This is a genomic window from Dermabacter sp. p3-SID358 (assembly GCF_025147465.1).
In the GTDB taxonomy this organism is placed as follows: domain Bacteria; phylum Actinomycetota; class Actinomycetes; order Actinomycetales; family Dermabacteraceae; genus Dermabacter.
In genome coordinates, this window is sequence record NZ_JALXOZ010000024.1 from 1 (window position 1) to 20,762 (window position 20,762).

The 20,762-nt window shown below is 63.3% G+C and carries 18 protein-coding genes and 1 tRNA gene; 11 read left to right on the forward strand and 8 right to left on the reverse strand.

Annotated elements, in window-relative coordinates; genetic code table 11:
* Positions 1-121 precede the first annotated feature (121 nt).
* From M3B90_RS09065 to M3B90_RS09085, 5 genes are all read right to left on the reverse strand, one after another.
* Positions 122-194 (reverse strand) — tRNA-Arg (locus tag M3B90_RS09065).
* A 63-nt stretch (positions 195-257) separates the two neighbouring features.
* Positions 258-1,310: a tRNA (adenosine(37)-N6)-threonylcarbamoyltransferase complex transferase subunit TsaD gene (tsaD, locus tag M3B90_RS09070; RefSeq protein WP_259890009.1), complete on the reverse strand. Its 1,053-nt coding sequence runs from the start codon at positions 1,308-1,310 to the stop codon at positions 258-260.
* Positions 1,301-2,080 carry a M23 family metallopeptidase gene (locus M3B90_RS09075; protein ID WP_259890011.1) on the reverse strand — a complete coding sequence of 260 codons (780 nt, stop codon included), beginning with the start codon at positions 2,078-2,080 and terminating at the stop codon, positions 1,301-1,303. Before M3B90_RS09075 ends, tsaD begins: the two co-directional genes overlap by 10 nt.
* Before the next feature lie 263 nt (positions 2,081-2,343).
* Entirely contained in the window at positions 2,344-3,426 is a 1,083-nt protein-coding gene (locus tag M3B90_RS09080) for a hemolysin family protein (protein WP_259890013.1), read from the reverse strand.
* Positions 3,419-4,765, reverse strand: a complete 1,347-nt coding sequence (locus M3B90_RS09085) for a hemolysin family protein (protein WP_259890014.1) — start codon at positions 4,763-4,765, stop codon at positions 3,419-3,421. Before M3B90_RS09085 ends, M3B90_RS09080 begins: the two co-directional genes overlap by 8 nt.
* Before the next feature lie 166 nt (positions 4,766-4,931).
* Here M3B90_RS09085 and M3B90_RS09090 point away from each other — a divergent pair, with 166 nt between their 5' ends.
* From M3B90_RS09090 to M3B90_RS09670, 5 genes are all read left to right on the forward strand, one after another.
* Positions 4,932-5,672 carry a response regulator transcription factor gene (locus tag M3B90_RS09090; protein ID WP_259890015.1) on the forward strand — a complete coding sequence of 247 codons (741 nt, stop codon included), beginning with the start codon at positions 4,932-4,934 and terminating at the stop codon, positions 5,670-5,672.
* Positions 5,669-6,727 (forward strand): ATP-binding protein, encoded by a 1,059-nt coding sequence (locus tag M3B90_RS09095; protein ID WP_259890016.1) that lies wholly within the window; start codon positions 5,669-5,671, stop codon positions 6,725-6,727. Before M3B90_RS09090 ends, M3B90_RS09095 begins: the two co-directional genes overlap by 4 nt.
* A 61-nt stretch (positions 6,728-6,788) precedes the next feature.
* Positions 6,789-10,523 carry a multifunctional oxoglutarate decarboxylase/oxoglutarate dehydrogenase thiamine pyrophosphate-binding subunit/dihydrolipoyllysine-residue succinyltransferase subunit gene (locus tag M3B90_RS09100; protein WP_259890017.1) on the forward strand — a complete coding sequence of 1,245 codons (3,735 nt, stop codon included), beginning with the start codon at positions 6,789-6,791 and terminating at the stop codon, positions 10,521-10,523.
* A 111-nt stretch (positions 10,524-10,634) separates the two neighbouring features.
* A complete protein-coding gene (locus M3B90_RS09105) occupies positions 10,635-11,267 on the forward strand; it encodes a GDSL-type esterase/lipase family protein (protein WP_259890018.1) in 633 nt (210 codons plus the stop codon).
* A 135-nt stretch (positions 11,268-11,402) separates the two neighbouring features.
* Complete coding sequence (locus M3B90_RS09670; protein WP_396122517.1) at positions 11,403-11,477, forward strand: 50S ribosomal protein bL37; 75 nt, start codon at positions 11,403-11,405, stop codon at positions 11,475-11,477.
* A gap of 100 nt (positions 11,478-11,577) precedes the next feature.
* Here the strand turns inward: M3B90_RS09670 and M3B90_RS09110 are convergent, their stop codons facing one another.
* Both M3B90_RS09110 and M3B90_RS09115 read right to left on the reverse strand, forming a co-directional pair.
* Entirely contained in the window at positions 11,578-11,904 is a 327-nt protein-coding gene (locus M3B90_RS09110) for a zf-HC2 domain-containing protein (RefSeq protein ID WP_259890019.1), read from the reverse strand.
* A 99-nt stretch (positions 11,905-12,003) separates the two neighbouring features.
* Entirely contained in the window at positions 12,004-12,699 is a 696-nt protein-coding gene (locus M3B90_RS09115; RefSeq protein ID WP_259890020.1) for a sigma-70 family RNA polymerase sigma factor, read from the reverse strand.
* A 99-nt stretch (positions 12,700-12,798) separates the two neighbouring features.
* On the opposite strand from M3B90_RS09115, the gene M3B90_RS09120 reads away from it, so the two are divergent.
* From M3B90_RS09120 to M3B90_RS09145, 6 genes are all read left to right on the forward strand, one after another.
* A complete protein-coding gene (locus tag M3B90_RS09120; protein WP_259890021.1) occupies positions 12,799-13,368 on the forward strand; it encodes a hypothetical protein in 570 nt (189 codons plus the stop codon).
* Positions 13,369-13,383: 15 nt separating this feature from the next.
* Positions 13,384-14,721, forward strand: a complete 1,338-nt coding sequence (gene aroA, locus M3B90_RS09125) for a 3-phosphoshikimate 1-carboxyvinyltransferase (RefSeq protein WP_259890022.1) — start codon at positions 13,384-13,386, stop codon at positions 14,719-14,721.
* Positions 14,718-15,776 carry a ribosome small subunit-dependent GTPase A gene (rsgA, locus tag M3B90_RS09130; RefSeq protein ID WP_259890023.1) on the forward strand — a complete coding sequence of 353 codons (1,059 nt, stop codon included), beginning with the start codon at positions 14,718-14,720 and terminating at the stop codon, positions 15,774-15,776. Before aroA ends, rsgA begins: the two co-directional genes overlap by 4 nt.
* Before the next feature lie 30 nt (positions 15,777-15,806).
* Positions 15,807-16,598, forward strand: coding sequence for an inositol monophosphatase family protein (locus M3B90_RS09135; RefSeq protein WP_259890024.1), 792 nt, complete (start codon positions 15,807-15,809; stop codon positions 16,596-16,598).
* 97 nt (positions 16,599-16,695) lie between these two features.
* Positions 16,696-17,916 (forward strand): pyrophosphate--fructose-6-phosphate 1-phosphotransferase, encoded by a 1,221-nt coding sequence (locus tag M3B90_RS09140; RefSeq protein WP_259890025.1) that lies wholly within the window; start codon positions 16,696-16,698, stop codon positions 17,914-17,916.
* Between the two features lie 95 nt (positions 17,917-18,011).
* A complete protein-coding gene (locus M3B90_RS09145) occupies positions 18,012-18,779 on the forward strand; it encodes a C2 family cysteine protease (protein WP_259890026.1) in 768 nt (255 codons plus the stop codon).
* A gap of 4 nt (positions 18,780-18,783) precedes the next feature.
* Here M3B90_RS09145 and M3B90_RS09150 read toward each other — a convergent pair whose 3' ends face one another.
* Positions 18,784-20,439, reverse strand: a complete 1,656-nt coding sequence (locus tag M3B90_RS09150) for a polysaccharide deacetylase family protein (RefSeq protein ID WP_259890027.1) — start codon at positions 20,437-20,439, stop codon at positions 18,784-18,786.
* Positions 20,440-20,762: the final 323 nt, after the last annotated feature.

Genomic DNA, 20,762 nt, shown 5'->3' on the forward strand with positions numbered 1-20,762 from the left:
TGACCCACCACTTCACCCCAAATGAACAAAACCGGCACCCCAGAATAAAAACAACTGGGATGCCGGTCCGTCCAGCATGTCGCGACTCATGCGTCAAGCATGACGCGACTCATGACATGCGCGCCCGCGACAGGATTCGAACCTACGACCTTCTGCTCCGGAGGCAGACGCTCTATCCACTGAGCTACGCGGGCAACCGTGCCAGTTTAGCAAGATCGGGCACGCGGGCGCGCTCTTGGGGCGCTTAACGTGATGCGCTAGGCGGGAACGGGAAGCTGGGCACCGTGCAACACTGCCGACGGATCCGCCGCAATACCGAGCGTATTCGGCATAGCGCCGCTACGCACGAGAAGATCACCCACGGCGGCGATCATCGCGCCGTTGTCCGTACACAGGCTCGGCGGTGGCACGCGAAGCTCGATGCCGAGCTTGTCGCACTGCTCCTGAGCCTTCGCCCTCAGGTGACGGTTCGCGGCGACGCCGCCCACAATCACGAGGGTGTCGAGCTTCTTTTCCTGGCAGGCCATGAGCGCTTTCGTCACGAGAACGTCGACAACTGCGTCCTCAAAGGACGCGGCGATGTCGGCAACGGGAACGGCGGCACCCGTGCGCTCGATCTGCTCCACGGTGCGGGCTACGGCGGTCTTCACACCCGAGAACGAGAACGTGTACGGGTGATCACCCGCGCGGAGCATCGCGCGCGGGAACCGGAACGCCTCGCGGTCCCCCTCGAGGGCAGCCTTCGAAATCGCGGGACCGCCCGGGTAACCGAGGCCGAGAAGCCGCGAAACTTTGTCAAAAGCCTCGCCAGCGGCATCGTCGAGGGTGTCGCCGAGGTGGTGGATCGGGTCGCGCACGAGATCGCGAACCTCAAGGATCGAGGTGTGACCGCCCGAGACAATCAGGATGATGCTGTGTTCGGGAAGCGGGCCGTGCTCGAGCGTGTCGGCAGCGGCGTGACCGGCGAGGTGGTGAACGCCGTACAGAGGCTTATCGAGAGCCCACGCGATCGACTTCGCCGCCGCGAGGCCTACGTGCACGGCCGTGGCAAGGCCCGGGCCGGAGGTTGCGGCGACATGCGTGATGTCTTGGGGTTCAACGCCGGCGTCCTTGAGGGCGATCTGGAGAGTCGGCACGACCGCATCGAGGTGAGCCCGCGCGGCGATCTCGGGAACCACTCCCCCAAATTCCGCGTGTTTCGATGCGGAGGAGGCGAGGCCCTGACCTAAGAGTTTTCCTTCGCTGACAATGCCGAAGCCGGTCTCGTCACACGAGGACTCGACTCCGAGAACAACGGGGCTCAACGCCACAGCGACATCGGATTGACGTGACCTTCGCCCTTCTTGAGGCCGAAGTGAAGGTGGCAGCCGGTCGAGCGGCCGGTCGAGCCGACGTTGCCGACCTGCTGCCCCTTGGTCACGGTATCGCCTACGTTCACGGATTCAGCCGAGAGGTGGAAGTATTCGGTCTCCACACCGTTGCCGTGGTCAAGCACAACGGCGTTGCCGCTCGAGGAACTCTTGTAGCCCGAAAGCTTGACGGTTCCCGACTCCGCGGCATACACGGGCGTTCCGCAATTCGCACCGAAATCGGTACCTTCGTGCAGCTTGCGATACCCGAGTGTCGGGTGGATGCGGTAGCCAAACGGTGAGGTCACAGGAGCGCCGGGCGTGGGCTTTTGCCACTGGCCGTCGCCAGCGACCTCGCCCAGGTTCGCGGCCTCAGCCTCGGGCGTCGGCGCCTCCGCTTCGAGGTTCCCTTCAATGGAGGCGTCGGCGTAGCTGACCTGGTCACCCTGGGCAGCCGCAGGAATCGCGGCGTGGTGAACAGCGGCTTCCTGCGCGACGGGCTCTTGCTTTTGCGGGGCGAGGGCTTCAGACGTGGCTTCGATGCTCGAAGGAAGCGCAGCGCCCTGATCTGCGGCAGCTGCAGCAAGAGGAACGGCGATCGTTGCCGTGGCGAGGGCGCCCACAACTCCAACCTTGACGGCCGAGCTCGCGGCTTCCGAGTTGCGCCTGGTCCCCTGTGCTGGCTGGAGGGGCCTCATTTGTGCCCTTCCGGCTGCGCGATGCTTCGCCACGTCGTGTTCCCTTCTGCCATGTCGAATGTTCGATGATTGCGCGAATGAATCGCGCCGGTTCTCACGAATGGGGAAGCTCCGCTTTTTGAACCATTACTAACCTAGGCCCGCAAAAGCCCCCAATCGTCCCACCTAAACGAGTGATTACCGAATCTTTGCCGTTGGCGTCTCACGCATCACGGTTCAGGCGTGCGCTCGGCCCACACGAGGGCGCGCCCCACACAATTGAGTATGTGGGGCGTCACATCTCTTTACTGTTTTACCTACGATCGGGGTGGCACGGGGCGTGAGCCAACGAGACGCTGGCGCTGCATGACGTCGTTGACTTCGCCCACGAGTTCCTCGAGAACATCTTCGAGGAATACCGCACCCACGCTCCTGTGTCCCGCCGAATCGACGCGAGCCATATGCGCGCCGTTGTATTGCATCGCACGCAGCACCTCTTCCACGTCATCGTCGTCGGCAACCGACACGACCGCACGCACCTTGCCCGGACTCACGGGGGTCGTATACACAGCGGGATTCTCGCCATCGAGCACGATCATGTCCTTGAGGTGAAGGTAGCCCACGAGGTCACCCGCATCGTTCTTCACACCGAGGCGGCTAAAGCCCGTGCGTGCAACGATCTCCTCAAATCTCTGCGGGGTCACGTCATAGTCAACCGTCACGACCTCACTCATGGGCACCATGACATCGCCAGCAACACGATCGGAAAACTGGATAGCGCCCTTGAGCAAACCCTGCTCGTCGTCGAGAAGCCCCTCGCGCTCGGATTCATCCACAATCGCGGCGATATCTTCCGCCGTGAATTGCGCTGAGACCTCGTTCTGCGGCTCGACCCCGAGAAGACGCAAAGCGGCGTTCGCCGTCGCGTTCAAAAGCCAAATGATCGGTCGTAGAATCTTCGTAAGCCACACGAGAGGTGGCGCGAGAATCCGCGCCGACCCCACGGGCAGAGCGATCGAGAGGTTTTTGGGTACCATCTCGCCCAGCACCACGTGCAGGTAGCTCGCGATCAAAAGCGCAATCGTAAACGCAATCGGGTGCACGAGCGCATCTGGAACACCAAAGCTCTCGAAGATCGGTTCGATGAGGTGCGCAATCGCGGGCTCGGCAACCGCGCCAAGCGTCACCGAACACACGGTCACACCGAATTGCGCGGTCGCAAGCATGAGCGATACGTGCTGAATCGCCCACAAGGCGGTCTTCGCCCCGGGCTTCCCCTCTGCAGCGAGCGGTTCGAGCTGGCTGCGGCGCACACTCATCACGGCAAACTCGGCCCCCACGAAGAACGCGTTTCCCGCAAGCATTGCGAGGCCGATGAGAAGAGCGGTGACATCACTCATCGCGATCCCCTTCCTCGTCATCGATGCGCGCCCGCGCCTCGTCGGAAAGCAGCTTCATGTCGACCGTGTCGACTCGGCGGCCGTCGAGCCCCGTGACCTCGAAGCGCACGCCGGGGATCTCGAGCACGTCACCCACTTCAGGCAGCCGTTCGAGTCGATCCATGATGAGGCCGCCGAGTGTTTCATAGTCGGGTGACTCGGGAATGATGACACCCATGTCGCGGCGAATTTCGTCGGGACGCATGAGACCCGAGACGGTCCACTCGTCGATCCCGCCCTGCGCGAAGCGTTCCGGTTCGTCCGTATCGTGTTCGTCAGATACCTCGCCCACGATCTCCTCGATCACATCCTCGAGCGTGACGATTCCTGCCGTGCCCCCATACTCGTCGATCACCACGGCGAGTTGTGCTCCTTGGGCTCGCAGATCCTCGAGAAGCGAATCGAGCCCCACGGTTTCGGGGACACGCACGACCTCGCTCATGATGTCTTTCACCAGCGTGCGCGAGCGCTCGGAGCGGGGAAGCGTGATCGCCTGGCGTGCCTGCACGATCCCCACAACATCGTCTTCGCTCTCGTCGGTCACGGGAAAGCGGGATTTGCCGGAATCAGCGGTAAGAGCAAGGACTTCCGACGCTGGCTCACTCATATCGATGCTGATCATTGCACCGCGGTGCGTCATCACGTCGGTAGCCGTGCGATCTGCAAGCTGGAGCGTGCGTGAAAGAAGCATCGCTGTGCCCTCGTCGAGCGTGCCTGCCTGTGCCGAGTGGCGCACGAGCGAGTCGAGCTCGGCTGGTGAGCGCGCCGCGGAGAGCTCCTCTTGCGGCTCGACCCCGAGGAGGCGGAGGAAGAAGTTCGCGGTTGCGTTGAACATCATGATGAGCGGCTTGAGCGCGATCGTGAAGCCGTGCTGCATGGGCGCCACGATTTTCGCCGTTTCAAATGGCGCTGCAATCGCGAGATTCTTCGGGATGAGCTCACCAAACACGACCGAGAAGCCATAGGAGAGGACCATCGCGAGCGCGAGCGCTGTTGTCGACACCACCGTCGCTTCAAGACCCGTGAACGACAAAAGCCCCGAAAGAACTTCGGTGAGCGGTTCCTTCACCGCAAAGCCGAAGATCAGGGTCGTGATCGTGATGCCCACTTGCGCACCGGAAAGGTTCGTCGAGAGATGGGTGAGGGCACTCATGACGCCCTTCGCGCCCTTATCGCCGCGCTCCACGGCCTTTTCAACCGTGTGTTTATCGAGCGCCACGAGGGAAAATTCTGACGCCACGAAGATGGCGGTTCCGGCTGTGAGAACGAGCCCCACGCCGAGAAGGATCCAGGTCATCATGCCCACTCACCAGCCACGTGCTTTGAAGCCTGCATGCCGCGCGAACGGCTGAGGTGAGGGGGCATGGAACTTCGAGGTGGTGAATCGCTATCGTTCATCGTAGGCGCCACTATAGTGCACTTTTCCTTCACAGTGACGTGAGGATTCGCGCAATAAACTTGAGAACATGACGAGCAGCTCAACCACCCCCGCGAGACCCGCGGAGCCCCACGCGAGGATCGTCGTTGTCGAGGACGAGCGCACAATCGCCCGCACCATCAGCGATCGCCTGAGCGCCGAGGGCTGGGCGGTCGCGATCGCGCACGACGGCCCTTCAGGGGTCACCACGATCGAAAACTTCAAACCCGATGCGGTTGTTCTCGACGTCATGCTCCCCGGTTTTGATGGGCTCGAGGTATGCCGCCGCGTCCGGGGGCTCGGTGAGTTCGGCGTGCTCATGCTGACCGCTCGCGATGAAGAATCCGACATGCTCGTTGGCCTCGGCGTTGGCGCCGATGACTACATGACCAAACCCTTTTCTATGCGCGAGCTCGTTGCGCGTCTCAAAGCCCTCGTTCGTCGCGTGCGCCGAAGCTCATCTGTGCCCGCAACAGAAGGCGCGCCGTCGAAGATCGAGCTCGGGAACCTCGTGATCGACCGAGACTCGAGGCGAGTAATGCGAGAGGGAACCGAAGCACATCTCACGCCCACCGAATACGACCTCCTCGTGTGCCTCGCACTCGCACCCGGTACCGTTCTCACACGCGAACAGCTCCTTGAGGACGTGTGGGACTGGGTCGACGCAACGGGAACGCGAACCGTGGACTCCCATGTCAAAGCGCTACGCCGCAAGCTCGGGAGTGATCTGGTGAGGACAGTCCACGGGGTCGGGTATGCGCTCGAAGTTCCGGAAGGTTCGATCGCGTGAGGGTTCCGACGCAGGCCCTCGACCTATCGCCGCTCGAGCGCTTTGGCTCGTTCAAGATCAAACTCGGCGTCATCGTCGCCGTGTCCGTTCTCGTCGCCGCTCTTCTCGGCTGGGCGGGTTCCGCCGCGGGATTAAGCCCACTGCTGTTCATCCCGCTCACCGTCCTCGCGGCTCTCGTCGTCACCCAAATCCTCGCGCGCGGCATGACACGGCCTCTCAGAGAAATGACTGTCGCGGCCACGGCAATGGCGATGGGAGATTACGGCAGGCGTGTCACCACAAAATCCCGCGACGAAGTGGGCCAGCTAGCGTCGGCCTTTAACACCATGTCCGCCGAACTCGCTCGCACGGACGAGCTTAGGCGGGACCTCGTCGCGAACGTCTCCCACGAGCTTCGCACCCCCGTTGCTGCACTGCGCGGCCAACTCGAAAACATGGTCGACGGAGTAACCCCCGCGACAACGGAAAGCCTCGAGATTGCCCTCGGCGAGGCCGAACGGCTCACGAGGCTCGTCACCCACCTTCTCGACCTCTCGCGACTCGAAGCCGGAGTCATCGACATCGAACGCGAACAGATCGCCCTCACGCCGTTCCTCCACGAAGCCGTTGATACCGCCCAGCTCGCCGCCCGCGCCCAGGAGCGCGACGTGCGCTTCGTGATCGACGTGCAGCCGCAAGAGTTAAGCGTGAGTGCCGACCCAGCGCGTATTCACCAGGTCATTGCCAATCTCCTCGACAACGCCTCGCGACACTCGCCAAGCGGGGGAACGATATATGTGCGCGCGTGGACGCTCGCGGGCGGTGATGAGATCGCGATCGAGGTGCGCGACCAGGGCCCCGGCATCGCCGAAGCCGATCGCGAAGCCGTGTTCGAACGCTTCGAACGCGGCGGAAGCCCAGACTCCAGCGGCGGCACAGGTCTCGGCCTCGCAATCGCACGCTGGGCGGTCGAACTGCACGGCGGAACAATCGAAGTAATCGACCACCCGGGGCGCGGCGCCGCTGATCCGAGTTCCACGATTCGAGTCGTGTTGCCGAACGCTAGCAGCGTTTAGAGCATCCCTCCGTTAGGGTTGAGCGTTAGAAGTTTTCTCCAGTCGAAAGAGGCGATGGTCCGTGCACGAGACCGAAGAGCAAACGCCCGGCGATTCCTTCGGGCCAAATCAGTGGCTCGTAGACGAACTGCGCGCGCAGTTCGAGCAGGATCCCCGAAGCGTCGATCCTTCGTGGGCCGCCTACTTCACCTCTCACCCTCGCGCTGGTGCCGATCAGGAGCCTGCCCTTGCCCGCGAGGCAACGCCCGCTCGAGAAACGCAAGCGAAGCCCGAGGATTCCGAAGGTACTACCGAGGATGCGGCAGAGCGCTGCACCCGAGAGAAGCTCACGACCGTCACCCACAGCCACAGCGGAATCTCGTCGGCGTCGGACCGCCCCCGCACCCCCACCACCGAAATTCCCGCTCTCACGGCGTTCGAACCAACTGAACCTGAACCAAGCCGCATGCGCGGTCCCGCCGCCGCGATCGTCAAGAACATGGACGAATCGCTCACGATCCCCACTGCGACGAGCGTGCGCGATGTCCCGGTCAAGCTCATGTTCGACAATCGTGAGGTTATCAACGGGCACCTGCGCCGAATGCGCGATGGCAAGGTCAGCTTCACCCACCTCATCGGTTACGCGATGGTCGAAGCGATCAGCGAAGTCACCGATATGAACAACGGCTTCGAGATGAGGGATGGCAAACCCACGCTCCTCACGCGCGAAGACATCAACTTTGGCCTCGCGATCGATATTCGAAGGGCCGACGGTCGCCGAGGCCTGGTCGTGCCAAATATCAAAGGCGCTCAGCGCCTGAGCTTCCGCCAGTTCCGCCGTGAATACGACAGGATCGTGGAACGCGCCCGAAGCGGAAAGCTCACGATCGCTGATTTCGAGGACACGACCGTGTCGCTCACAAACCCCGGCGGTATTGGCACCGTGCACTCGGTTCCACGCCTCATGAAGGGGCAGGGCGTAATCGTTGGTGTCGGCGCTATGAACTACCCAGCGGCATTTCAAGGCGCGAGCCCCGAGACTCTCGCGCAACTTGCTGTCTCCAAGGTCATGACGCTCACCTCGACCTACGACCATCGCGTCATTCAGGGGGCAACCTCGGGCGAGTTCCTTCGCGTGATGGCACACAAGCTCATGGGGCTCGACGGTTTCTACGAGCGGATCTTCACTTCGATGCGCGTGCCCTACGAGCCGATCCAATGGGTGCCGGACAACCCGCTGAGAGATTCCGATCAGGAAAAGTTTGCGCACGTCATGGATCTCATCCACGCGTACCGCACGCGCGGGCACCTCGTCGCGGACATCGATCCACTCCAGTACCGGCAGCGCAAGCACCCCGACCTGGACGTATCAACCTACGGTCTTACCCTCTGGGATCTCGACCGCACGTTCCCCACCCGCGGTTTCGGTGGGACTGAACGCGCAACCCTGCGAGACATCATCGAGAAGCTTCGTGACGCCTATTCGCGCACCACGGGCGTCGAGTACATGCACCTCACCGACCCCGAGGAGCGCCTATGGTTCCAGGCGCAAATCGAACGCCCGCGCGATCCCTTCACTAAGCAAGAACTCACTCACATCATGGACCGCCTCAATGCCGCCGAGGCTTTCGAGCAGTTCCTGCAAACGAAGTACGTGGGCCAGCGCCGATTCTCCCTCGAGGGTGGCGAAGCCATGATTCCGCTTCTCGACACGGTCATGTCGAGTGCCGCTCGGGCCGGCATGGACGAGGTGTGCATTGGCATGTCGCACCGCGGCCGACTCAACGTGCTCGCGAACCTCGCGGGCAAGAGCCACGCCCAAATTTTCCAGGAATTCGAAGGCACCGAAGATGTGGACCAGCTGGGCTCCGGCGACGTCAAGTACCACCTCGGTACCGAAGGGTCGTTTACGTCGTGGGACGGTCACAGTACGAAGGTGTATCTCGCGGCCAACCCGAGCCACCTCGAGGCCGTAAACCCTGTGCTCGAAGGCATTGTGCGCGCGAAACAAGACCGCTCCACGAACCGCACACTTGACTTCCCAATTTTGCCCATCCTCGTGCACGGAGATGCTGCATTCTCGGGTCAGGGTGTCGTGACCGAAACGCTCAATCTTTCAGAACTTCGCGGGTACCGCACTGGCGGAACGATCCACGTGGTGATCAACAACCAAATCGGGTTCACGACCTCACCCGACTCCTCGCGCAGCTCCTTCTATTCAACGGATATCGCCAAAGGCACGCAGCTGCCCATCTTCCACGTCAACGGCGATGACCCGGAGGCCGTTGTTCGCGCCGCCGAGATCGCCTTCGCCTACCGCCAACGCTTCCACCGCGACATCGTGATCGACATGGTCTGCTACCGCCGTCGCGGCCACAACGAAGGCGATGACCCCTCGATGACCCAGCCGCTCATGTACCGGATCATCGAAAATAAACCGAGCGTGCGCAAACTCTTTACGCAAACACTCCTCGACCGCGGCGACCTCTCCGACGACGAGCTCCAGGGCGTCGTCGAGAACTTCCACACCCACCTCGAGAACGCCTTCGCGGGATCACGAGCGGGCGCCGACGTTCACGGAGCAAGCGTGCGGGGCCTCGAGCTTCCCGATTCGCAGCAAAAGATCGAACCACCGCATGAGGCGCCCTCCTTCGACACGGGCGTGGATCGCGGGATCATCGAGCGTATCGCCGATGCGCACGCCGACTATCCGGATGATTTCACGCCGCACCCCAAGATCGCGCAGCTCGCCGAGCGACGTATCTCCATGAGCCGCAACGGCGGAATCGACTGGGGATTCGGCGAAATTCTTGCGTTCGGCTCGCTCCTGGTTGAGGGGTGCCCCGTGCGGCTCGCGGGCCAGGATTCGAGACGCGGAACGTTCACGCAGCGCCACGCCGTGTTCATTGACGGCAAAACCCAGGACACGTGGACCCCTCTGCAGCACATCGACCGCAGCCAAGCGACCTTCAGCGTTTTCGACTCCTCCCTCAGCGAGTTCGCTGCCCTCGGCTTCGAGTACGGCTACTCGGTCGAAGCACTCGACTCGCTTGTGCTGTGGGAAGCACAGTTTGGGGACTTCGCCAACGGCGCACAGACCATCATCGACGAGTTCATCGCGAGCAGCGAGCAAAAGTGGGGCCAGCGCTCCGGCGTGACACTGCTTCTCCCCCACGGCTATGAAGGGCAGGGGCCGGACCACAGCTCCGCGCGCCCCGAGCGCCTCTTGCAGCTATGCGCGGAGAGCAACATGCGAATCGCCGCCCCCTCGACTCCGGCGAACTATTTCCACCTCCTGCGCCGACAGGCGAAGCGTCCCCGCAAGCGCCCGCTCATCGTGCTCACGCCCAAATCGATGCTCCGAAAGAAAGCTGCAGCGAGCAATGTCGAAGAGTTCCTCTCGGGAACGTTCATGCCGGTCGTTCCTGATCAGAGCCGAGAGGCCGCGCACGCCAGGCGCGTACTCCTGTGCTCCGGAAAAATCTACTGGGATCTCGAAAAAGAGCGACAGCAGCGCGGGGACGACGAAACCGCGATCGTGCGGATCGAGCAACTCGCGCCTCTCCCGAGCGACGCCCTGCGCGAGGCGCTCACGCCGTTCGGCGATGCACCCCTCACGTGGATCCAAGAAGAGCCTCTCAACCAAGGCGCTTGGGGGCACCTTGCCATGAATCTGCCCCGCGACATTGCGGGTCGCCTCCACGTGCTCGCGCGCCCCGCTTCGGCAAGCCCCGCAGCGGGTACCATGAAGAGGCATCTCGTTGAGCAACGCGAGCTTCTCGAGCGTGCTTTTTCCAAGGAAACGCTCGAGAGGTAAGAGGGATACCCCGCTCACCTGGGAGCGTCTACGGGGCGCGGCAAGCGTCGGAATCTCGCCCCGCGAACTCGACCGCCAACACGACCACCGAAAACAACCGAAGGGACCGCCGTGACTTCCTCCCCAGCCCCCTCTAAGCCGCGCGTTCGCGTTATCGCCCTTGGCGATGAGATGCTCGCCGGCGCTGGCGACCAGCGCGCGATGGGCTGGTTTACGCGCGCACTTGCCCAGCACAATGGCGGGGGCGATCTCGTGGACTCATACGTCGCCGCGATCCCCGGTGAAACTACGGCGGCCCTTGCCAAGCGCTGGGAAGGCGATGTCACGCGACTTCTCGATACGCACAACACTGGCGAGACCGACGACACTCAGCACAGGGTTGTGATCGCCCTCGGTCGCGCCGATCTCGACGCTGGCATCAGCATCGCGCGCTCACGCCTCAACCTCGCGACAGTCCTCGACGGCCTCGGGCACCTCAGGATTCCCACATTTGTCGTGGGCCCTGCCCCTTCGAAGAATCGCGCACGTACCGACGCCATTCTCGATCTTTCGCACGCCTTTCTTGACGTGTGCGCGCGTCGCCGGGTGCCCTACGTGGACCCGGCGGCTGCACTCGCGCACCACGACCAGTTCATCGGCGACGTTGCCCGTTCCCCGCGCGATCTTCCTTCACAAACGGGCTACGGGCTTATCACGTGGCTCGTGCTCCACGGCGAGTTCTCGCAATTCCTCGCCGCGCAGTAGCCCTGCGTGCGTGATGTTGGTCCCCTCGTAATAAAGTCCTCTCGGGCACTCGCGCCGAGTGTGAGACAATACCGGGGTTGCTTTCGCACCTCGGTGCGGGCATTGACACGCGAACCGAACGAAAAGGAGAGTGCCATGAGCAAGCGCGGACGCAAGCGCAAGTCGCGTAGGAAGAACAGCGCAAACCACGGAAAGCGCCCCGGCGTCTGAGCAACGCGCTCGGCACGCGAATCCGTAACAAAGCGCCCGGCTGGTTTCTCAGCCGGGCGTTGCTCTATCTCCAAAGCTTTCTCTCGCGAGGTCGCTCCACTCAACCGTGCAGGGGACCTTCGATCGTCCGTGTCATGGAGATCGATTCGCGTCGCACGCTCCCATTGGAGCCGTAGCTCACGCGCACCTCGCGATACGTGAGGGTTCGCGCTGAACCTCGCACGCGCTCTCGCAGCTCTTCCGAGGCGCGCCCTGCGCACGAGGAGCGCAAAAGCTGACGAACGAGACGCGCCTGCTCGATTTCTCGCGCGCATGCGGCACATTCGCCGAGATGATTTTCGAGTTCGACCGCTTCTGAGTCGCTCAGTCGCCCCCTGAGGGCACGATCGACCCGATTCATGAGGCGCTCAAGCGCTGGATCACACACGAGTGGCCCCTTTCTGTGGTCGCGTACCGGCCCTCTCAGTGCCGCCTCTCGCGGCGCTCGCATGAGGTTTGAACGCGCGCCCAGCGCCTTTTATTCCCCTCATGCCGTCGGCTCCTCAGCCCTATCATCACCGGTCTCACGCAGGTATCCGCGCTCGCGTGCGTATTGTTCGAGCGAAGCGCGCAAGAGCCCGCGCCCACGGTGGATACGCGACATCACGGTCCCGATCGGGGTGCCCATGATCTCGGCAATTTCCTTGTAGGAAAAACCTTCGACATCGGCGAGGTAGACCGCCTCGCGGTAGTCGTCGCGAAGGTCGTTCAGAGCGTCTTGGATATCGCCCTCGGGAAGGAGCGCAAGGGCCTCGGTTTCAGCGCTGCGGAGCCCCGTGCTGTCGTGGGAGGCCGCACGGGCAAGCTGCCAGTCTTCGACCTGCTCTCCTCCGGATTCCTTGGGGCGGCGCTGTGCCTTGCGGTAGGAGGAGATGAACGCGTTGTGCATAATGCGAAAAAGCCAGGCACGCATATTTGTGCCAGCCCTGAAGCTCGCCGATGCGCGAAAGGCGCGCACGTAGGTGTCCTGCACGAGATCTTCGGCATCGTGTTGGTGGCGCGTGAGACGAAGCGCGCCCGAGTAAAGCGCATCGATGTGGCTCAAAGCCTCCCGTTCGAACTCCTCGGGGCTAAGTGCCGTGGGCGGCGCGTTCGTCGCGCTCGCTGCGGCACTCGACTCGTCGCTCTCCACAGCTTCCTCCACGGTGTTCCCTCGAGATTGGAACGTTTCTTCTTCAGTCATCGGGTTCGACTCTACGCTGTTCAGGTGGGAGTTTCATGCGGTGCGATAGTCTTTGCGTGTTCCGATTCGCACGGCCTCAAAAAGGAAGCTGAGGAAAGCATGTCCCTCGTTCGCCGCATCGCACGCCCCCTTCTCGCCGCACCGTTCATCTTCGAGGGTGTGCAAACTGCCATCCGCCCCGATCGCGTTCTCGATGCTCTTCCCGTGACGATCGCTGATATCGACGAGCAGGTTTCGAAGAGCCCGCTCCCGACCGACGCGGAAACGATCCTTCGTGCTGCCGGCGGTCTCGCCGCCGTTGCGGGCGCCGCCTTTGCGTTGAACAAGAAGCCGCGCCTTGCCTCGGCAACCCTCTTGCTCACGACCACCGTTGGCCTCGCTGGCCGCAAGCGCGTGTGGGAGCTGAAGGGAACCGAACGCACCGAAGAGTTGCGCGCCATCGCCGGCGACCTGGGCCTCCTCGGTGGCGTTCTCCTCGCGGTTGTTGACACCGACGGCAAACCTTCGCTCGCCTACCGCGTTGATCAGGCCGTGGCTCGCGCACAGAAGGCGGCAGCGGAAAAGCAGCGCGAACTCGAGAAGGCTGCGAAGAAGAGCAAGAAGAAGTCGTCGAAGGGTCTCGACGAGCTCGACCGCACTCTCGCAAAGAAGATCAAGAAGACCGCCTAAGTTTCGAGGTGTTCCGTGCCTGACGTTCAGTGGACGGCGCCCGTTGCACACGGGCTCATTGATGCGCACGTCAGCATTCCCGGTTCCAAGTCCCTCACGAATCGGTGGCTCGTACTCACCTCGCTTGCGAGCACGCCCACCGATATCGTGGGGGCTCTTGCGTCGAGAGACTCCCGCCTCATGATCGAGGCGCTCGGAGCGCTTGGCGGGTCCGCGGCCACCAAGGACGGCGCCCTTGCGATCTCGCCTCTGCCTTTCTCACTCGCGAATCCCGAAAGGGACGATTCACTCGAGCCTCTCGAAATCCACTGCGGCCTCGCCGGAACCGTGATGCGGTTCGTGCCACCGCTTGCGTTACTCACGTCGCGAGCCGTGACTTTCACGGGCGACGGTGGAGCACTCGTGCGCCCCATGGCGGCCCTTATTGATGCGCTTCGCCAGCAGGGAGCCGAGGTGACGTGCCACGGTGAGGAAGGTTTCCTGCCCTTCACAGTGCGCGGCAACGGCCTTCCGGGCGGCGCCGTGTCGATAGATGCGAGCGGTTCGAGCCAGTTCGTCTCGGCCCTCCTCCTCGCCGCTGTCCGGGCACAGTCTCCCCTCACGATCCGCCATACCGGCGCGCACCTCCCTTCGCTCCCCCACATCGAGATGACCCTCGCGCTCCTTCGAGAATGCGGCATTGAAGCACGGCATGACGTCGAAAACGGCTGCCACGAATGGAGCGTCACCCCAGGCGAGCCACGCCTTCCCGACCCGGTCGTGGTCGAGCCCGACCTCTCAAACGCGGGCCCCTTCATCGCCGCGGCCCTCGTCACGGGCGGCACCGTCTCGATCGAAAACTGGCCCGAGCACACCACTCAACCCGGCGACGAATTCCGTCGGATTCTCCCCCTCATGGGCGCGAAGGTTGAGCGCATCGGCCCCGATGTAGAGTTTTCGGGCACCGGTACCCTCCGCGGGATCAATGTGGACCTGGCAGCCGTCGGAGAGCTCACCCCCACAATCGCAGCGCTCGCCGCACTCGCCAATTCCCCGAGCCGTTTGAGTGGAATCGGGCATTTGCGTGGCCACGAAACCGACCGCGTGCACGCGCTTGCCGTAGAGCTCACCAAACTCGGGGCAAGCGTGAGCGAAGGTGAAGACTTCCTCGAGATCACTCCCGGCCCCCTGACCGGCACGGTTTTTGAAACTTACGAGGATCACCGGATGGCCACAGCGGGCGCGATCATCGGCTTGCGCGTTCCCGGCGTGCGAGTGGTCAACGTTCAAACAACGAGCAAAACCCTCCCCGACTTCGTCGGCATGTGGACCTCCATGCTGCACTTGGGAAACCCTGCGGGGAACACGTGGTGAGGCGCGCGGGTAATCTCGCGAATTACGCGGATTTCGACGAATCTTCGGTGCGCACGCGGCCGAACCGCCATGGTTCACGCCCGCGCACGAAAGAGCACCCGAATTACAAAGACGCGATCACCGCGCGCGTCGTCGCCGTCGACCGGGGGCGCTGGCGCACCATCGCGGAGGAAAACAGCGAGAATGAACGCGCCGTGACCGCAATGCGGGCGCGCGCCCTCGGGCGCACACCAATCGTTCCCGGTGATCTCGTGCGCCTCACGGGCGACACCTCGGGGCGAACCGACACGATCGCACGCATCGTCGAAGTCGAGGAACGCACGAGTTTCCTGCGCCGAAGCGCCGACGACGATGACGCGTCCGAACGCCCCCTCGTCGCCAACGCCGATACGCTCGTGATTGTCACCGCCCTCGCCAACCCGGAACCGCGAGGCGGCATGATCGACCGCTGCCTCGTCGCCGCCTACGTCGCGGGTATCACTCCCCTGCTGTGCCTCACGAAAGCCGACCTCGCCGACCCCTCCGATTTTCTCGAGAAATACGCTCCGCTCGGCATCGAACACCTCACAACGTACAGGGGCTCCGACGGCACCATCGCCGGCATCGAGGCTCTTCGCGAGCGCCTTTCCGGGCACTTGAGCGTACTCGTTGGCCACTCGGGCGTGGGCAAGTCGACCCTCATCAACGCTCTCGTGCCGGGTGCTGATCGCGCGACGGGCCATGTCAACGCCGTGACGGGCCGCGGGCGCCACACGTCGAGTTCGGCCCTCGCACTGCGCTTGCCCGAGAGCAACGGCTGGGTCATCGACACGCCCGGTGTGCGCTCCTTCGGTCTCGGCCACGTGAGCCCCGAAGAACTTGAATCGGCGTTCGACGACCTCGCGATCCTTATGGAGAAGTGCCCGCGTGGTTGTACCCACGCTTCGACCGAAGTGAACTGCGCCCTCGATTCGCTCGTCGCCGACGGGCACGCAGGTAGCGCCGGCCCCGCGAGACTCGCAAGCTTTAGGCGCCTCAACGACACGCTTCGCACCAACGACCCGTGGGCCATGTGACGGTCCACCCCAGCTAAGGAGAATCCACGCATGGCCGCGGCACATCAGGATGACATTCGCCTCGCTCACGTTCTCGCCGACTCCGTTGATCAACTCACGATGTCGCGCTTCAAGGCGGAAGACCTCGTGCGTGAACGCAAAGACGACCGTTCAATCGTGACCGACGCCGATCGCGCAGCGGAGGAGCTCATTCGCGCGCAGCTTTCGCGCACCCGAAGCCGCGACCAGGTGATCGGTGAAGAATTTGGCTCACACGGCGAGAGCACTCGCAAGTGGATCATCGACCCGATCGACGGCACCGCGAACTTTGCACGCGGCGTTCCGGTGTGGGCGACACTCATTGCGCTCGAGGACGATGGCGAGGTCGTCGCGGGCGTCGTGTCGGCGCCCGCTCTGAATCGCCGGTGGTGGGCAGCCGTCGGAACCGGGGCGTTCACGGGGCCGCGCCTTTCCGCGGCCCAGCGAATCCACGTATCTGCCACCCGAAACCTCGAGCAGGCAGCGATCTCGTACGGAAGCCTCGAGGGCTGGGCACGCACCGGCCGGCTGCGCGAGTTCGTGAACCTCCTTCAGCGGGTTGAGCGCACACGCGGCTTCGGTGATTTTTGGAGCTACATGCTTCTCGCCGAAGGTGGGATTGATGCCGCGCTTGAGCCATCGCTCAAGCTTCACGACATGGCCGCCCTCGTGCCAATCGTCCGCGAGGCCGGGGGCCGCTTTACCGACCTCGGCGGTGCGGAGGGTCACCGCGGAACAAGCGCGATCGCCACGAATGGCCCGCTCCACGCGGCGATCCTCGAGGCTCTTCACCCTTCTCAGTAGGGGCTCCTCTCGGGCGTTGGGAGGGAGAAAACGGTAGGATGGATGCGCACACGTGCGGCATTGTTTTCGCACACCACACCACCTGGGAAGGACCCTCATGAGCGTCAAGCGCGTTGCTCTCCTGACCGCGGGCGGTTACGCCCCGTGTCTCTCGTCCGCCGTTGGCGGCCTGATCGAGCGCTACAACGAGCTGAACCCCGAGATTGAGATCATCGCCTACAAGCACGGTTACTGGGGCTTGCTCTCCGGCGAGAAGATCGTCATCGACGATGAGGCCCGTGCGAACGTGCACCTCCTGCACAACTACGGCGGCTCGCCGATCGGCAACTCGCGCGTGAAGCTCACGAACACGAAGAACCTCGTCGAGCGCGGTCTCATCAAGGAAGGCGAGAACGCCCTCGAGGTCGCCGCAAACAAGCTCAAGGCTGATGGCGTGGATGTTCTCCACACGATCGGTGGCGACGACACGAACACGACCGCGGCCGATCTCGCGAAGTACCTCGCGGACAACAACTACCCGCTCCAGGTCGTGGGCCTCCCGAAAACGATCGACAACGACATCGTCCCGATCCGCCAATCGCTCGGCGCCCGCACTGCCGCAGAGCAAACCTCGCTCTTCGCGCAGAACGTCATCGCGGAGAACGGCTCGAACCCGCGCATGCTCATCATCCACGAGATCATGGGCCGCGCATGCGGTTACCTGACCGCCGAGGCGGCGCGGTACTACCAGGATTGGCATTCGAAGCAGCAGTGGCTGCCGTCAATCGGCCACGATGAGCGCCGCTGGGACGTCCACGCCGTGTTCCTCCCCGAGCTTCACCTCGACATCGAAGGCGAAGCGGAGCGCCTCAAGAAGGTCATGGACGAGGTCGGCTGCGTCAACATCTTCCTCTCGGAAGGCGCCGGCATTCCCGAAATCATCGCCGAGCTCGAGGCGAAGGGTGAAGAGGTTGAGCGCGACCCGTTCGGCCACGTGAAGCTCGATAAGATCAACCCCGGCCAGTGGTTCGCGAAGCAGTTCGCGGAGCGCCTCGGTGCCGAGAAGGTCATGGTTCAGAAGTCCGGCTACTTCGCCCGCTCGGCAAAGGCGAACGCTGACGACCTGCGCCTCATCAAGTCGATGACCGACCTCGCCGTGCAGGTCGCTCTTGAGGGCGGCACCGGCGTGATCGGCCACGACGAAGAGAAGGGCAACCAGCTCCGCGCCATCGAATTCGAACGCATCGCCGGTCACAAAGCCTTTGACGTGGATCAGGAATGGTTCGCGGGCGTGCTCGAGCGCACGGGCCAGAAGCTCGTGAAGGCTGAGAAGCACTGATGAACGAGCGGGCGGGATAACTCGCCCGAGCGGCCCGGGCATGCGCGCTTCGCGTTTGTGCCCGGGTTTTCTTTTTCGTGGAAGGGGTCCGACGCTTGATTCGCCGCACACTGAGCACACTGTTCCCGCCGCATACTCGCGAAAGCGGGGAGCCGCCGCTTGGACCGCGCGCCGAACGCTATGAGGCGTGGAGTGGCGTGCCAAACTTTTCGCGGAAACCGCGCCAGGGCGCGCTCGGCAATTGCTGGCTCATGGCGCCGATGCTCGCGATTCACTCGGTCGACCCTTCTTTTTTCGAAGGTGCCGTGAGAGTTTCCCCCGGAGCTCCGAAGGCGCTTGCACGAATTTTTTTGGACGGCGCCCCCGCGTGGCGGAGCGTCAACATGCGCTTTCCGGTGAACGAACGCGGTCGTTTTGCGTACGCGACCGAGGAAGGTGGCGGCCCGGGTTGGCCCGGGATCCTCGAGAAGGCGTGCGCGGCGGAGTTCTCCGGTTCTTACGCGTGGATCGCACGGGGCTTCGCGAAGTGGGGCTTTCCTGCCCTCAGCGGTGTGAGCGCGTCGACGAGACTCTCGCTGCCCTCTCCCAAAGAGATCACGAATTTGCTCGCCGAACGGCGGCCGATCGTTGCCTCGACGCACATGCTTTCGGCCGCGCTCTCACGCGGGCGAAAGCCGGGGCCGATCCCCTCGCATCACGTCATGGCGGTTGTGGGCGCAAAGCCCGAAAGCGAGGAGATTGTGTTGCGCAACCCGTGGCGCCCGGGCGCCTGGGTCACGGTCAGCCGGGAGGAGTTTCGCCGCTTCTTCCTCTCCGTCGACGTGCTCGACCAGCCGCTCAGACGCGCCCACGGGCCTGCTTAGCGCATCAGCCTTTGCAGTTGAACCCGCTCTGCTCGATGCCCGTGCCGGTGCAGTAGGCGTGCCCCGCCTCAACGCCGCCCGTATTCAGAGTCAGCTCGCTCACCGTTACGGGGATGTAGCCGCCGTCGGCGAGCTGGCTCAGAATCTGCTCTGCCGCATCGATGGTCGCGTCGTGAATGTCGTGCATGAGGGCGATCGGCTCGGTGTACTTCTCGGCGCCCTCAACTGTCGTCTCGATGGTCTTCGCCGTGTCCTTAGTCTTCCAGTCGAGCGTATCGACGTTCCACTGCACGATCGCCATACCACGTGCCGCGATGATCTCATCTGCCGTTTCGTTGTGGCTGCCGTAGGGCGGGCGGAACAGGAGCGGCTCGAAGCCCGTGGCTTCTGCGAGAAGATCAGAGTTCTTGTTGACTTCTTTCTCCACGCGCTCGCGTGACTTCCGCTTGAGATCGGGGTGGGTCATGCTGTGGTTGCCGATTTCCTGGCCAGCCGCCGCGACCATGAGCGAGGTCTTGCGGTGCTCCTGGACGCTGTTGCCCATCTCGAAGAAGGTCGCCGCAGCCTTCGCGTTCTTGTAGGTTTCGAGAAGCTCGGGCGTGCGTGCGCCAGGGCCGTCGTCATAGGTGAGGGCGATGCAACGCTCAAGAAAGACGTCGTAACCGATCGCGGTGCTCGGGCGCACGGCCCCGCCTTCGGTGGGTTCGGGAACCTGCGTGGGGTCGCCTCCGCCTTGGGAGGCGTCGGAGCCGCCCCCATCCGAGGCAGCTGCACCCGAGCCCTCCGAACCATCCGAAGGGCGGTTCGGGGAGTCCATCGCCTCTGCCGCATGCGAGGCCGGAGTGAAGTGCTCGAGCTCTTCGCTTGGCTCGCCCGTGAATTGGGCGGGGTTCGCGCTAGCGTCCTTGGCAAGTTTGCCAAAATCGGAAAGGAAAGCCTCCGCGTCTACGACGAGGCGCGCGGGCTCGTCGCCAGCCGCACCTGCACGGAACGCGAGCACGAGCTTTCCTTCTGGGCTGAAGGCCATCGCGGGCCCATTGCCGTAGGGGGCGCTTTTCTCGATGAGCGCTTGATCAACGGCGTTCGCGTCGAGCTTCGCTTCACCTGCCGCATCGTGCACGGTTTTCGCGAAGTCACCCCACTTGGCTGCCTCAATGAGGGCAGCCGGTGCAAAAGACTGCTTCTTACGCGCGTCGTACCAGATCGTGCACGGCACGTTCACGTCATCGCTTCCGAGACTGCCGAGGACCGCGACACCGAGAACATCCTGCGCGGCCGCGAGAATCGAGGCCTTGATGTCAACCTTCTCGATATCTTCCCAGTGCGCCTCGCGCAGAAGCCGGTTGCGCACAACTTCGGTGGCCTGGGTGAGGTTGCGTGCCTGAGGGAAGCGCGGGGTCGTGACGGTTTTGCCCTCGGCCTCGGGGTTGAGCGTCGCATCCGTCATCTCGACGAGCGAGGCATCCGCGCTCGTCCACTCGGAAGACTGCTTGGGGTTTTCGCTTGGCGACTTCGCAGCACCGTCTTGATCAGAGGATTGACCGCCGTTCTTGCTCTCGCCCGAATTCGAGCAGGCAGCGAGGCCGGCGACGGCACCGGCCGAAAGCCCCGCAAGTGCGGTGCGGCGGCGAATGGGACGAGTACGAAAAATCGATGACACGATTCTTTCCTTCATTAACGACAGTGGGGTCGCGAGGCCCCGCGACCGAGCGTGGCTTCATACGCGGTCCGCAAGCGTCCTCGCCGCCCACGAGTGTACTCTTCGGCACCTCACGCACCCTTACAGCCGCACGGCCGTTGGCCCGGATTGTTCCCGGAGCTGTTTTCGCGACGCCCATGCACCTCGCGGCGTGTGCCTCATTCTCTGCAGTGAAGGAGAGTCGCTGGCGTACTCATCGGCGTACTTATCAAGGTTGCATGGGCGCAGCAAAAAGCCCTGGCCGGGAAACTTCCCAGGCCAGGGCCTCTTTCTCGTAGCGAGGG

Excerpts from the sequence above, each read along its gene's own strand:
- M3B90_RS09080 (WP_259890013.1), bottom strand. The coding sequence starts at position 3,426 with ATGAGTGATGTCACCGCTCTTCTCATCGGCCTCGCAATGCTTGCGGGA.
- M3B90_RS09085 (WP_259890014.1), bottom strand. The coding sequence starts at position 4,765 with ATGATGACCTGGATCCTTCTCGGCGTGGGGCTCGTTCTCACAGCCGGA.
- M3B90_RS09090 (WP_259890015.1), top strand. The coding sequence starts at position 4,932 with ATGACGAGCAGCTCAACCACCCCCGCGAGACCCGCGGAGCCCCACGCG.
- M3B90_RS09115 (WP_259890020.1), bottom strand. The coding sequence starts at position 12,699 with ATGACTGAAGAAGAAACGTTCCAATCTCGAGGGAACACCGTGGAGGAA.
- M3B90_RS09120 (WP_259890021.1), top strand. The coding sequence starts at position 12,799 with ATGTCCCTCGTTCGCCGCATCGCACGCCCCCTTCTCGCCGCACCGTTC.
- M3B90_RS09135 (WP_259890024.1), top strand. The coding sequence starts at position 15,807 with ATGGCCGCGGCACATCAGGATGACATTCGCCTCGCTCACGTTCTCGCC.
- M3B90_RS09140 (WP_259890025.1), top strand. The coding sequence starts at position 16,696 with ATGAGCGTCAAGCGCGTTGCTCTCCTGACCGCGGGCGGTTACGCCCCG.